Origin of the sequence: Actinomadura sp. KC06, from assembly GCF_004348735.1 — a bacterium.
Taxonomy (GTDB): domain Bacteria; phylum Actinomycetota; class Actinomycetes; order Streptosporangiales; family Streptosporangiaceae; genus Spirillospora.
In genome coordinates, this window is the sequence record NZ_SMKT01000065.1 from 1 (window position 1) to 13,652 (window position 13,652).

Annotated in this window: 11 protein-coding genes; 9 read left to right on the forward strand and 2 right to left on the reverse strand. The window is 70.7% G+C overall.

All coding sequences use genetic code 11. The features are described from left to right. Together E1287_RS44805 and E1287_RS21230 are read left to right on the forward strand one after the other, a co-directional pair. Positions 1–364, forward strand: a 364-nt coding sequence (locus E1287_RS44805) for a hypothetical protein (protein WP_207934355.1), incomplete at its 5' end; no start/stop codon positions are given. Beyond that, positions 340–762 carry a hypothetical protein gene (locus tag E1287_RS21230; RefSeq protein ID WP_131966792.1) on the forward strand — a complete coding sequence of 141 codons (423 nt, stop codon included), beginning with the start codon at positions 340–342 and terminating at the stop codon, positions 760–762. The genes E1287_RS44805 and E1287_RS21230, both read left to right, overlap by 25 nt. A 215-nt stretch (positions 763–977) precedes the next feature. On the opposite strand, the gene E1287_RS21235 is transcribed toward E1287_RS21230, so the two are convergent. Continuing rightward, entirely contained in the window at positions 978–1,373 is a 396-nt protein-coding gene (locus E1287_RS21235) for a nuclear transport factor 2 family protein (protein ID WP_131966793.1), read from the reverse strand. Between the two features lie 66 nt (positions 1,374–1,439). Continuing rightward, positions 1,440–2,621 carry an adenylyltransferase/sulfurtransferase MoeZ gene (moeZ, locus tag E1287_RS21240; protein WP_131966794.1) on the reverse strand — a complete coding sequence of 394 codons (1,182 nt, stop codon included), beginning with the start codon at positions 2,619–2,621 and terminating at the stop codon, positions 1,440–1,442. Positions 2,622–2,933: 312 nt separating this feature from the next. On the opposite strand from moeZ, the gene E1287_RS21245 reads away from it, so the two are divergent. From E1287_RS21245 to E1287_RS21275, 7 genes are all read left to right on the forward strand, one after another. Beyond that, entirely contained in the window at positions 2,934–3,713 is a 780-nt protein-coding gene (locus E1287_RS21245; protein WP_131966795.1) for a hypothetical protein, read from the forward strand. A gap of 83 nt (positions 3,714–3,796) precedes the next feature. Then, on the forward strand, positions 3,797–5,284 hold the full coding sequence (locus E1287_RS21250) for a S8 family serine peptidase (protein WP_243719276.1): 1,488 nt from the start codon (positions 3,797–3,799) through the stop codon (positions 5,282–5,284). An 18-nt stretch (positions 5,285–5,302) separates the two neighbouring features. Continuing rightward, positions 5,303–5,617, forward strand: coding sequence for an MGMT family protein (locus E1287_RS21255; RefSeq protein WP_131966796.1), 315 nt, complete (start codon positions 5,303–5,305; stop codon positions 5,615–5,617). A gap of 93 nt (positions 5,618–5,710) precedes the next feature. Further along, on the forward strand, positions 5,711–8,884 hold the full coding sequence (locus tag E1287_RS21260) for an ATP-dependent DNA helicase (RefSeq protein WP_131966797.1): 3,174 nt from the start codon (positions 5,711–5,713) through the stop codon (positions 8,882–8,884). Between the two features lie 83 nt (positions 8,885–8,967). After that, positions 8,968–12,372 carry an ATP-dependent DNA helicase gene (locus E1287_RS21265; RefSeq protein WP_131966798.1) on the forward strand — a complete coding sequence of 1,135 codons (3,405 nt, stop codon included), beginning with the start codon at positions 8,968–8,970 and terminating at the stop codon, positions 12,370–12,372. A 79-nt stretch (positions 12,373–12,451) separates the two neighbouring features. Beyond that, positions 12,452–13,231, forward strand: a complete 780-nt coding sequence (locus E1287_RS21270) for a methyltransferase domain-containing protein (RefSeq protein ID WP_131966799.1) — start codon at positions 12,452–12,454, stop codon at positions 13,229–13,231. 58 nt (positions 13,232–13,289) lie between these two features. Beyond that, entirely contained in the window at positions 13,290–13,598 is a 309-nt protein-coding gene (locus tag E1287_RS21275; protein WP_131966800.1) for a hypothetical protein, read from the forward strand. The last annotated feature ends 54 nt before the right edge of the window (positions 13,599–13,652 follow it).

Sequence of the window (13,652 nt, forward strand, 5' to 3'; positions counted from 1 at the left end):
GCTCGACCCCCTCGGGCTCACCCCCCACAACTACAGTGGGGACGATGAGGGAACTCGGCCAGACCGCAAATTCGTAAAGAACGATGATGAGTTGCTCCAGTATGCTATGGACGCCGCCGGTGGGGACTTGGACAGCCTGGAACAGCGAAAGCCCACATTCTGGCGAGGGCGGCATCCTGACGGCGAAATGATCGATATCGAATGGGAGCCCAAGGGGCATAGCAACACTAATGAAGGGCCGCATGTGACCGTGCGACGCCTCAAGGACCCCGAGGATCCCAGGATGGGATGGAAGGTGGTCGACAAGGTGTTCATCGAGGGGCGCGAAAGGTGGGGGGAGTGGAGATGGACCGGCGACACGTAAATTGGACGAGCGCGGAAGACATACTGAGCAATGTGATAGAGGGTGCGAGCAGTTTTGAGCTGGATGAGATACCTGGCCTGAGACCGGAGATCTGGCAAAGATTTCCCATCAACGATCGAGACCCTCGCGCCGTCGAGCAAGAGTTCGTTGAGTACTGCCTCCCCCGAGTCGCAGGTCTTTTGGTCGTGGTGACCTTCGCCAGCTTCAAGGACTCGGTCGGTCCGCTGTTCGTGCGCGCGGAAGCATTCCCGAGTTTCGTTGAGGGCTATTGGGACAGCTTCGGCGAGCTTTTGGTGGACGGTGATGTGGTCGTCGTATCCGCAAAGACTGGCAAGGTGATTGCAGTCCATCATAGTGAGCTAATAACGACGATCGAAGGCCGCACCATCGACCTCTAATAAAGTGCTGCCTGAATGGTTCCTGTTGTTCGGTGCGGGAGCGGGTGCTGGCGAGGGCGAACACGTCACCTTTCGGCCATGGCACCATCAGGATTGGATCGACAACCGATGATCTCCCGGTGGTTCCGCCGGGCTTTGATGACTCCGAGTTGGCGGCGACCTGGCTTCGTACGCTCGGGGTCATCGCCGCTGAGGTGCGTTCTTGTCTGGGGCTTTTAGGGGAGGGAGAAGACCTCGGATAGGGCTTTGGGGTCGTAGCCGTCTACGTGGAACCAGGCTTCGGCGATTTTGGCGGAGGTGAGGCGGTAGATCGCGATTTCGTTGCCTCTGACGTGGGTTTCGCCTCGGCTGGCTGACCAGCGGATCTTGGCTACTACGTGCTCGTCGGTTGTCAGGAAGGCCGTGGGTTCCAGGGTGAAGGTGCCGTTGGTCGCTTGCTTGAGGTCGTCCAGCAGCTTGAGTACGGTTTCTCGGCCCTGGTGGGTGCCTGAGTAGTCCTCGTTGCCTGGTTCGTGCCAGCGGACGTCTGGGGCGAGGAGGGCGTGGAGGGTTTTGGTGTCGCCGTCGCTGCGGGCTTTGTAGAACGAGCGGATTACGTTCTCGTTGGCCATGTCGTCCCCAGTGCACTGGCGAAGGCCCCGAACCCGGTGTGTGGTGGGTTCGGGGCCTTCGGTGGGTTAGTAGGTGGGTTGGGACGGGTCTATTTGGTTCACCCAGGCCAGGACGCCGCCGCCCACGTGGACGGCGTCGGAGAAGCCTGCGTTCTTGACGACCGCCAGGGCCTCGGCGGAGCGGACGCCCGACTTGCAGTGCAGGACGATCTTCTTGTCCTGCGGGAGGCGCTCCAGGGCCGAGCCGTTCAGGAAGTCGCCCTTGGGGATGAGGGTCGCGCCGGGGATCGAGACGATCTCGTACTCGTTGGGCTCGCGGACGTCCACCAGGAAGATGTCGTCGTTCCGGTCCTGCATGGCCTTGAGGTCGATGACGGTGATCGTGGAGTCCTGCGCGGCCTCGGCGGCCTCGTCGGAGACGGCGCCGCAGAACGCCTCGTAGTCTTCGAGGAGCTCGGTCTGCGTGGGGTTCTTGCCGCAGAGGGGGCACTCCGGGTCCTTGCGGACCTTGACGGAGCGGTAGCTCATCTCGAGGGCGTCGTAGATCATCAGGCGGCCGACGAGGGGCTCGCCGATGCCGGCGAGGAGCTTGATGGCCTCGTTCACCTGGATGGAGCCGATCGACGCGCAAAGAACGCCCAGGACGCCGCCCTCGGCGCAGGACGGGACCATGCCGGGCGGCGGCGGCTCCGGGTAGAGGCAGCGGTAGCACGGGCCGTGCTCGGCCCAGAACACGGACGCCTGGCCGTCGAAGCGGTAGATCGAACCCCAGACGTACGGCTTGCCCAGGAGGACGGCGGCGTCGTTCACCATGTAGCGGGTCGCGAAGTTGTCGGTGCCGTCCACGATCAGGTCGTAGCCGGAGAAGATGTCCATGATGTTGTCGCGGTCGAGCGCGGTGTTGTGCACGACCACGTCGATCAGCGGGTTGATCTCACGGACGGTCTCGGCGGCCGACTCCACCTTCGGCTTGCCCAGCGACGACTGGCGGTGGATGATCTGCCGCTGCAGGTTGGACTCGTCCACGACGTCGAAGTCGATGACGCCGAGCGTGCCCACGCCGGCGGCGGCGAGGTAGAGGAGGGCGGGGGAGCCGAGACCGCCCGCGCCCACGACCAGGACTTTGGCGTTCTTGAGGCGCTTCTGCCCGGACATGCCCACGTCGGGGATGATCAGGTGCCGCGAGTAGCGGTTGACCTCGTCGCGGGTGAGCTCCGCTGCGGGCTCGACCAAAGGTGGCAACGACACGGTGGGTGCTCCTGTGCTGACGCGTGTTAGGGCGGGACGTCTTCGTCCTCTCACCGCACAACCTTGCCATGCGCTGGGTCATTCCCGGGCTTCCGGCGCCCTGGACGGTCTCCTCACTGCAATGTCAGGGCGGAATGTCGTGAAGCAACGATAATCTTGGCTGTTGTGGCGTTCCTGCCCCCCTCCCAGCAGCCGCACCCGCCGCGGCCCCCGCAGCAGCCCGGCATGCCCGCAAGCCGTCCGCCCGGCATGCCCGCCGGGCCCTCTGGCATGCCCCCTGGCGGGCCTTCCGGGATGTACGGTCCGCCCTACATGGGGCCGCCGGGTCCGCCGGGGCCGCCGCCGGTGACGGTGCTCGGCCTGCGCGGACGGCAGTGGATGATCGTCGCGCTCGTCGTCGCCTGCTGCTACCTGATCACCACCGGGGTCTCGCTCACCGGCGCCTGGGCGGCCCTCACCCGCGACCCCACCAGCGCCGAGCTGCAACTGGCCGCGAACAAGGAGGTGGCGCGCCGGTGGCAGGCTTGGCCCGCGGGACGCATCTTCCCTGAGCAGGTCAGCTACCGCCCGCAGACGGGCCACAGCGAGTACGCGACACGGATGGGCATCGTCCCCGACACCGCCTGCGCGCAGGCGGTCGACGAGGAGATCGCGAGGACGATCGGAAGGCATGGTTGCCGGGCCGTCCTGCGCGCCACGTACGTCGATCAGTTGCAGGGCATCGTCGTAACGGTCGGCGTGGTGGCGTTCCCCGATCCGTGGAAGGCCGACAAGGCGTACAGGGAGCTGCCCGGTTCGCAGCGGCTGGACGGGCGGGGCACGGTGCGTCCGGCGTTGCACGCGGCGCCCTTCCCCGGGACGGCGTCCGCGCGGTTCAACGACGAGGCCCGGCAGGACCGGACCATCGACCGGGGCGGCCCGTACGTCGTGCTGACGACGTCCGGCCAGACCGACGGCCGCCCCGCCGCGGCGATCAAGAAGGCGCGGCCCGGCGAGCCGTTCGCGCTCGCGCCGCAGGTCGGGCACGCGATCGCGCGGGCGCTGGCCGCCAAGGCCCTGCCGGACTGCGACGAACCCGAGTGGGAATGCTGACGGGAGCGCGGATGCCAGGGCGCCAGGCGGGCGGGACGCGTCGGACCCCGCCGCCCTCCGCGCGGCCGACGCGGAGGCGGGCGGTGGCGGCGGTGTTCGCGGCGGCGGTTGCCGGGACGTGGCTGATGCCCGTTCCCGCGCAGGCCGACATCGTCCGCGATCGGCAGAAGCCCATCCTGAACATGCTCGGCATGGACGCCGCGTGGCGGATCACCAAGGGCAAGGGCGTGACCGTCGCGGTCGTCGACTCCGGCGTCGATCCGCGTCAGGCGGACCTCGCCGGCTCGGTCACCACCGGGCCCAACATGCTCGCCGAGGTCGACGCCGGGACGCAGCCGGTGCGCGAGCACGGCACCGGGATGGCGTCGCTGATCGCGGGCCACGGCCACGGCGCCGGGGGCGGCTCCGGCATCATCGGGATCGCGCCGGAGTCCCGCATCCTCGCGATCCGGGCGATCGGCGAGCCGGAGGACAAGAGCTTCCGCCGCTACCGGACGTCCGAGCGGGCCGACACCGCCGTGGCGCGCGGCATCCGCTACGCCGCCGACCACGGCGCCGACGTGATCAACCTCTCGCTCGGCAAGGACGAGGAGGTCCCGGACGAGCGCGCGGCCATCGGATACGCCATCCGCAAGGGCGTCGTCGTGGTGTCCGCGGTCGGGAACGACGGCGACGACCCGGGCGCTCTGGACGGCGAGGGATACGCGCCGTACTCCTACCCGGCGTCCTATCCGGGCGTCATCGCGGTCGCCGCGACCGAGCCCGGCCACGCCCGCGCGCCGTTCTCCAACCGCAACTACTCGGTGCTGGTGTCGGCGCCCGGCGTGGACGTGCCCGTCGCGTCCCCGGGCGGCAGGTACTTCTCCAGCGGCGGGACCAGTGACTCCAGCGCGCTCGTGTCCGGAATCGCCGCGCTGATCCGCGCCAAGCATCCGAAGATGGCGCCGTCGCTGGTCGCGCAGGCGCTGATCCAGAGCGCCCGGCACGCGCCGTCCGGCGGCTACAACGCCGACATCGGGTTCGGGGAGGTGCACGCGTCCCGGGCGCTGTCCGCGGCCGACGCGCTGGCCTCGTCCGCCGGGTCCGGCAAGGCCGCGGGCAAGGCGTCCGGGCAGCGCTTCGGGGAGGAGGACCCCGAGCCGGTGGAGGTCATCGAGCGGCCCGGCTGGGTCAACCCGCTGATCATCGGGCTGGTGCTCGCCGGGATCGGCGGGACGGTCACGGCCGGCGCGATCGCGATCACGTTCCGCCGCCGCCATCCCCGGCTCGCCGGTGGTCCGCCGCTGGGCCCTGGCCCGGCGATGGGTTCGCCGATGGGTGCCGGTCCCGGGTTGTTCTCGTCCCCTGGGCGGACGCAGGGAGGCGGTCCGCCGCATGCTCCGCCCTATGGCGCTCCAGGTTCGGCGCCAGGTGGACCGCCGCCGCGCCAGAGCGGACCGCCGCCACGGCCGAATGGTCCGTTGCCTGGGCAGGACGGGCCGTCGGGGTCGAGCAGGCCCTCCGGGCCGCCGACGTGGGGGTCTGAATCCGGACCGCCGCCTGGGTCGTTGCCGCCACTGCCGCCCGCCTGAGACCGCGAGAATCGCCGGATGTGGTCTGAACCGGATGAGTACGCCGAGGCCGTCCTGGACGCGGTGGAGCGGATCCCGCCCGGCCGTGTCCTCGCCTACGGCGATGTGGCCGAGCTGGTCGGACGCGGCGGGCCCCGGCAGGTCGGACGCGTGATGTCCCTGTACGGGGGCGCCGTGCCGTGGTGGCGGGTGATCCGCGCGGACGGCAGCCCGCCGAGCGGCCACGAGATCGAGGCGCACGAGCAGTACCGCGCCGAGGGCACCCCGCTGCGCCCGGACGGCCGCCGCGTCGACATGTCCCGCGCCCGCTGGACGGGGCCGGATCCGTCCTGACCCGTCCGCCGCCTCCCGCCGCGCGGGGTTTCTTGGGCGACATGCGTGCGTTGTGGTCAGAACCGCCCCGGTGATCTGTTCCAATGAACTGTTGTGCCGTCTGCTTCCTACCGTCTCGTACGCCGCGCGGGCCCCGCGCGGACCGTCCCGCCCGTGCTCGACGAGCAGCAGCGGCGGGTGGTGGAGCATGCCGGCGGGCCGATGCTCGTGCTGGCGGGGCCGGGCACCGGGAAGACGACCACGATCGTCGAGGCCGTCGTCGACCGCATCGAGAACCGCGGCGTGGACCCGGAGCGCGTCCTCGTCCTGACGTTCAGCCGCAAGGCGGCGGGGGAGCTGCGGCAGCGGATCACGGGGCGCCTGCACCGGACGACGCGCACGCCCCTGGCGCTCACCTTCCACAGCTACGCCTACGCCCTGCTCCGCCGGGATGCCGTCCTGGACGAAGAGCAAGCGCCGCGCCTTCTGTCGGGACCGGAGCAGCTTCTAGAGGTTCGGCGGTTCCTGGAGGGCGAACTGGCGGACGGCGCTCGTGGCTGGCCCGAACGACTCCGGGCCGCTCTGGCTACACGTGGGTTCGCTGAAGAACTGCGTGACTTCACCTTGCGCGCGGTAGAGCGGGATGTCTTCGGCGAAGACCTCGTTGCGCTCGGACGTATGCGCGGACGCGATGACTGGCCCGCCATAGGCGAATTCATGGAGCGGTATGCGGATCGGTTCGCGCTCGATCCCGTCCCGACGTACGACTACGGCGAGCTGATTCACGTGGCCGCCCGCATGCTCGCGGACGAAGAAGTACGGATCCGGGAGCAGGACGCCTACGACATCGTGTTCGTAGACGAATATCAGGACACCGACCCTGCGCAGGAAGCCCTCCTGCACTACCTCGCCGGTGACGGCCGCGACCTCGTCGTCGTCGGCGACCCGGATCAGTCCATTTACGGGTTCCGTGGCGCCGACGTGCGCGGCATCCAAGAGTTCCCGAACCGATTCCGGACGCTGGACGGCGAACCAGCCTCAGTCGTGGCTCTGCAGACGTGCCGCCGGATGGGGCCCGAGATCCTGGCGGCGTCGCGGCGGATCGCCCGGCGCCTGCCCGCCGGGTCGGCGGGGGCCGCGGAGCATCGCGCGCTGCGTCCGGTGGAGGAGCTGGAGGACGGCGAGGTACGCGCCGTGATCGCCGACTCCGAGAGCCAGGAGTCGGCGCTTGTGGCGGACGAATTGCGCCGCGCGCATCTCCTGGACGGCATCCCGTGGTCGCGTATGGCCGTGCTGGTGCGCAGTGCAGTAAGGCAGGTCCCGGTTCTGCGGCGGGCGCTGGCCCAGGCCGGTGTGCCCGTGGTCGTGGCGGGGGACGAAGTCCCCCTGATCGGTGAGCCCGCCGTTCGTCCGTTCCTTGTTCTGCTAAGGGCGGCGTTGAAGAAAGGGTTCCTGGACGAGGTCGTTGCAGAAGACCTGCTGACGGGTCCGCTAGGCGGTGCCGACGCGCTGGCCATGCGCCGGTTGAAGCGGGCGCTGCGCGACCTGGAGGAATTGTCGGGAGGGCAGCGTCCGCTAGGGGAGCTTCTGGTCGCGGCGGTGAACGACCCGCGTGAGCTTGTTCTCGTCCACGAAAGGGTGCGAGCGCCTGCCGAACGGGTCGCGCACCTCATCGACGTAGCGCGCCGCAGCGTTCACGACGGCGGCAGTGCCGAGGACGTCCTGTGGGCCGTCTGGCAGGAGAGCGGGCAAGCGGACGTACTGCTGGAGCAGAGCGTCAAGGGCGGGACGCGCGGCGCGTCAGCCGACCGTGACCTCGATGCCGTCGTGGCCCTTTTCGACCACGCGGCACGGTTTGTCGACCGGCTTCCGCAGGCGGGGCCTGAATTGTTCGTCGACAACATCGCGTCCCAGGAAATCGCCGGTGACACGCTTGCCGAACAGGCGCCGGAAGGCGAAGCCGTCCGGATCCTCACCGCACACCGCTCCAAGGGGCTGGAGTGGGACGTGGTCGTGGTAGCCGGCGTCCAGGAAGGTGTCTGGCCGGACGTGCGTCTCCGTGGGTCGCTGCTCGGTATTGAAGAACTGGTCGAGCACGCCGCAGGGGCCGAGCCGGAAGGAGACGCTGCGGCCGGTGCGTCCATGGCGGCCAAAATGCTGGACGAGGAACGCCGACTCTTCTACGTAGCAGTCACCCGAGCCCGGAAACGGCTCCTCGTAACTGCCGTGGGTGGGGACGACACCGAGGAACGGCCGTCACGGTTCCTGAACGAACTCCTCCCAGGCGCCATCGAGCAATCGCAACTGGACGAGAAGACTCGGTGGCTTTCGCTGTCCGCGCTGGTCGCAGACCTCCGTTCCGTGGTCGCGGACCCGTCCCGTCCGGAACCGCTGCGGCGCGCCGCCGCCGGACACCTGGCCCGCCTAGCGCGCGCGGGCGTGCGCGGCGCGAAGCCGGAGAACTGGTACGCCATCACCGCCCTTTCCGATTCCGGGCCCGCGTTCGCCGAGGACGAGCCCATCACGATCTCCCCGTCCCAGGTCGAGGCGTTCACGACGTGCGGGCTGCGCTGGCTGCTCGCGTCCGCGGTAGGCGCGCAGGAGGGCGGGCCGAACGAGTACAGCACCATGGGCAAGGTCATCCATGCGGTCGCCGAACTGGCGGGCGCGGACGACGGCGTCAACGAGGTTCACGTCGCCGAACGGCTGGACGAGATCTGGAACGACCTGGAATTCCGCAGCTCCTGGTACTCGGAGAAGCAGCGCGAGCAGGCCGGCCGGATGGTCGACAAGTTCCTCGACTGGCACCGCGGCAACCCCAACGAGGTCGTCGCGCTGGAGGAGTCGTTCAAGGTCGACCTCGGCCGCGTCGTCATCAAGGGCCGCATCGACCGCGCCGAACGCGACGAGGACGGCCGTGCCGTCATCATCGACATCAAGACGTCCTCGACCGCCGTCCCCAAGGACGACCTGGCCCGCCACCCGCAGCTCGGCGTCTACCAGTACGCGGTGATGCTCGGCGCGTTCGAGCGGCACGGGCTGATCGAGCCGGGCGGCGCCAAGCTCGTCCAGGTCGGCAAGGCCGCGTTCACCGCCAAGGCGCGCGAGCAGGAGCAGCCGCCACCGTCCGAGGACGACGATCCCGAATGGCCCAAGAAGCTCGTCGAGATCGTCGCGACCGGTATGGCCGGCGAGGTCTTCCAGGCCAGGGCCAACGACAAGTGTCGGACGTGCCCCGTACGCTCCTGCTGCCCGGTCCACGACGAAGGCGGCCAGGTCGGCGACTAGCGGCGGCGGGTTCTGTACGCTCCTGCTGATCCGTCCGCCTCGCCGAGGGCGGGCACGTCGACACGCAGCTCGGGGGGAGTGGGGTGATCACGCCGGGAGAGCTGGCCCGGCTGCTGGAGATCCCGGAGCCGACGAAGGAGCAGGCCCGGGTGATCGAGGCGCCGATGGCGCCCATGGCGGTGATCGCGGGCGCCGGGTCAGGCAAGAGCGAGACGATGGCCGCGCGGGTGGTGTGGCTGGTCGCGAACGGGTTCGTCCGGCCGGAGCGCGTGCTCGGCCTCACGTTCACGCGGAAGGCCGCCGCGGAGCTGGGCGTCCGCGTGCGGAAGCGGCTCGACAAGCTGCGCGAGGTGCTTCCCGGGGACGAGCTGGAACGGCTCGGCGGCGAAGCGCTGTTCGACGGCGAGCCGATGGTGTCGACGTACCACTCGTACGCCGCGCGGCTCTTCGGCGACCACGCATTGCGCGAGGCGCTCGAACCGACGATGCGGCTGATCTCACCGGCCGTCGCCTGGCAGATCTGCTCGCGTGTCGTCGACGCCTACCACGGGCCGATGGACCGCATCGAATGGCAGCCCGACACCGTGACGAAGGCCGTCATGGAACTCGCCGGAGACCTGTCGGAGCATCTGCGGACGGCCGACGACGTCCGCAAGGTCGGGACATGGCTGGACGAACGGTTCGCCGTGGTGAAGAAGCCGCTCAAGGCGCAGCGCGACATCCTCGCCAAGCAGGCCGTCCGGGAACAGCTCATGCCGCTGATCGAGGCGTACGGGCGCGCCAAGGCCGACCGCGAGGTCATCGACCACGGCGACCAGATGGCGCTGGCGGCGAGGATCGCCTACAAGCATCCCGAGGTCGGGATGATCGAGCGGTCGCGGTTCTCGGTCGTCCTGCTGGACGAGTACCAGGACACGTCGCAGGCGCAGCTCGTCCTGCTGAAGTCGCTGTTCACGGGCGGGCATCCGGTGACGGCGGTCGGCGACCCGTGCCAGTCCATCTACGGGTGGCGCGGCGCGAGCGCGGGGAACCTGCTGCGGTTCGCGTACGACTTCCCTTCGCAGGCCGGAATCGCGGGGGGACGTCCTGTGCCCGCGCCGGTCGTCCAGCTCAGCCGGTCGTTCCGGAACGGCGAGCAGATCCTGGACGCCGCCGCCAAGATCCAGGAGGAGCTGCGGGCGGAGACGAAGGCCGTGCCGCGGCTCATCCCCGGCGCGGGCCGGGAGGGGCGCGGACGCGTCGAATGCGCGCTGTTCGACACCGTCGAGGACGAGGCCGAACGCATCGCCGCCCGCATCGCCGGTCTCATGGCCGCCGACCCCGAAACGGCCCCGGACGGCGGCCCGCCCGCCGGCGGCGAAGGCCTGGAGTACGGCGACATCGCCGTCCTCGCGCGGAAGCGGTCGCAGTTCCCGCTGATCAGGCGGGCGCTGGAGGCGCGCGGCATCCCGGTCGAGGTCGTCGGGCTCGGCGGGCTCCTCACCGTCCCCGAGGTGCAGGACGTCGTCGCCACGATGCGGGTCATGCACGACCCGACGGCGGGCGCGTCCCTCGCGCGGCTGCTCACCGGCCCGCGCTGGCGCCTCGGCCCGCGCGACCTCGTCGCCCTCGGCCGCCGCGCCCGCGCCCTCGCCCAGGACGCCGCCCGCGACATCACTCCGCCCGAGACCGCCCAGCCGGAGCAGACCCCGCCGGACGAATCCCCGACCGGCACCGGCGAGGCCGCCGAAACGGGTGAAACAGCTGAAACCGCGGACGATCCGCTGCGGCAGCTCGTCAGCGAGCTGAACCAGGAGACCGGGAGCCTGGTCGACGCGCTCGACGACCTCGGCCCGCCGGAGGCGTACTCGCCGGAAGGCCGCGCGCGGCTCCGCCGCCTCCGCGACGAGCTGCGCATGCTCCGCGGGCAGGTCGGGCTCCCGCTGCCCGACCTCGTCAGCGAGGTGGAACGCGCGCTCGGCCTCGACATCGAGGTCGCCGCCCGGTCCGGGCTCGACCCCGTCACCGCCCGCGCCGACCTCGACGCCTTCATCGACGCGGCCGCCACGTTCGCCGGCGACGCCGAAGACCCGACGCTCGGCGCGTTCCTCGCCTACCTCAAGGCCGCCGAGACGGAGGAGTTCGGGCTGGAGGCCGGACGGGTCGGCGAGACCAACAGCGTGAAGCTCCTCACCGTCCACGCGTCCAAGGGCCTGGAATGGCCGGTGGTCGTCGTTCCCGGCCTATCGTCCGTCCCGCAGAAGAACGGCGCGCCCGCCAAGGGGTCGATCTTCCCGTCGCCGCCGCAGAACGCCACCCGCTGGACCGCGAACCCGCGCGTCCTGCCGTTCATGCTCCGCGGCGACCGCGCCGACCTGCCGCCGCTGAACGGGCTGGAGAAGGACGACCTCGCCGCCTTCGACGACGCCTGCGCCGAACGCGACCTGCGCGAGGAGCGGCGGCTCGCCTACGTCGCGGTGACGCGCGCGTCCACCCTGCTCATCGCCACGGGCTACTGGTGGGGTTCGTCAGGACGCCCGCTCGGGCCGTCGCCGTTCCTGGAGGAGATCCACGCGGTCTGCGTGACCGGCGCCGGGTCCGTCCCCGTGTGGGCCGACCCGCCGGAGGAGGGAACCGCGAACCCGCTGCTCGCCGACCCCGACGAGGCGCAGTGGCCCATCGCGCCCGGCGACCGCGGCGGCTCCGACGCCACGTCCCGCGAACGGTACGAGGCCGTGGTCGAGGCCGCCCGCATGGTCGAGGACGAGATGGCCGGGCGGACGCGCCACTGGGCCGGTCACGAGGGGCTGTCCGACGCCGACCGGGGCCGCATGACCGCGTGGGCGCGCGACGTCGAGCTGCTGCTCGCCGAACGCGACCGGGGGCGCGGCGGCGACGGGCTCCTGGTCGAACTGCCCGCGCACCTGTCGGTGTCGTCGCTGGTGTCGCTGGCCCGCGACCCGGCGGCGCTGGCCCGGCAGATCCGCCGCCCGATGCCACGTCCGCCCGCCCCCTACGTGAGGCGCGGCACCGCGTTCCACGCCTGGCTGGAGAGCCGCTGGGGGCAGCAGCGCCTCCTCGACCCCGACGAGCTCCCCGGCGCGGCCGACGAGGGCGCCGCCGACGACGCGCAGCTCGCGCGGCTCCGGTCCCGTTTCGAGGAGTCGGAGTGGGCGTCGCGGGAGCCGCTCGACATCGAGGTGCCGTTCGAGACCATCATCGGCGACCGGCTGATCCGCGGGCGCATGGACGCCGTCTTCCGGTCGGGCGGCGGCGGGTACGAGATCGTCGACTGGAAGACCGGGTCGCCGCCGTCCGGCGACGAGGCCCGGTTCGCGTCGGTGCAGCTCGCCGCGTACCGGATGGCGTGGGCGGAACTCGCCGGGGTGGACGTCGGGCAGGTCAGCGCGGCCTTCCACTACGTCAGCGCCAACGTCACCGTCCGCCCGGCCGACCTGCTGGACGCGGAGGGTCTGGCCGCGCTGCTGGAGACCGTCCCCGCCGCCTGAGCCGTCGTTGTGTCACGCCGACCCCTGTTCACCGTGCGTGGTTTCGGGGATGATCCGGGCAACCATCCGAGGAGGCGACGTGACGGTGACGCATGACGACAAGGTCGTACGGGAGTTCTCCAAGCAGGCCGCGGGATTCGCCGACCCCGGGCTGAACACGGCGCTCACCCGCCATCTGGACCGGCTCGTCCGGTTCATGGAACCGGAGCTCGACCTTGAGGACGTCGTGCTGGAGGTCGCCGCCGGAACCGGGATCGTCTCCCGGGCGATCGCGCCCCGCGTCCGCCACGTGACGGCCTTCGACCTCACCCCGGCCATGCTCGCCGAGGGCAAGCGCGACGCCGACCACGCGGGACTCACGAACGTCACCTTCACCCGCGGCGACGCCGCCGCGCTGCCCTACGTCGACCGGTCGTTCACGCTGGTCGTCACCCGCCTCTCGCTGCATCAGGTCGCCGACCCCGCGGCGGTCGTGGGGGAGATGGCCAGGGTGAGCCGTCCGGGCGCGGCGCTGATCATCGCCGATCTGGTCCGTCCGGACGGGCTGGACGGCGACCCCGACCGGATCGAGAGGCTCCGCGACCCGTCGCACGGCACCGTGCTCACCGAAGCGCAGATCGCAGAGCTGGTCACGGCGGCGGGCGCGGAGGTGAAGCGCGCCGAGCGGTTCGATCACGTCCGTCCGCTGGAACCGTGGCTGGAGCTCTCGCAGACGCCCGACGACGTCGCCGCGCAGATCAGGCGGGAGCTGGAGGACGAGCTGGCGGGAGGCCCCGCGACCGGGATGCGCCCCAGCAAACCGGACGGCGTCCTGCATTTCACGCATTCCTACCTCTTCCAGCAGGCGATCGCCGAATAGGGCGTGCGTTCGATCAAACGTTCGACGAATGTCGCCCGTGTGGTCTAAGTTGTCGAACATGGGTTCTAAGAACGTGCGCTCCCTCGAACGCGAACCGGCCGCGCTGGCGATGCGCATCGGCGTCGTCGCGGCCGAGGCCGCCCTCGCCACCTTCGCCCGCAACCTCGACGTGGACGACCTCGAGGACGGCGTCGACTTCCAGGGCGCCATCGGCCCCGCCGAATGGCCCGTGTTCTCCCTGGTCATCGACACCCTCGCCGAGGCCGCCCCGGGCGACCGCCGCTCCCTGGACGAACGCCGCGCCGACGCCCTCAACGACCTCGCCCGCATCTGCATGGCCGCCAAGACCCGCCCCGGCGCCGCCTGACGCCTGCGGGCCGCTTGATGCCTGCGGGCCGCCAGCCGCCTGCGGCCGGCCGCG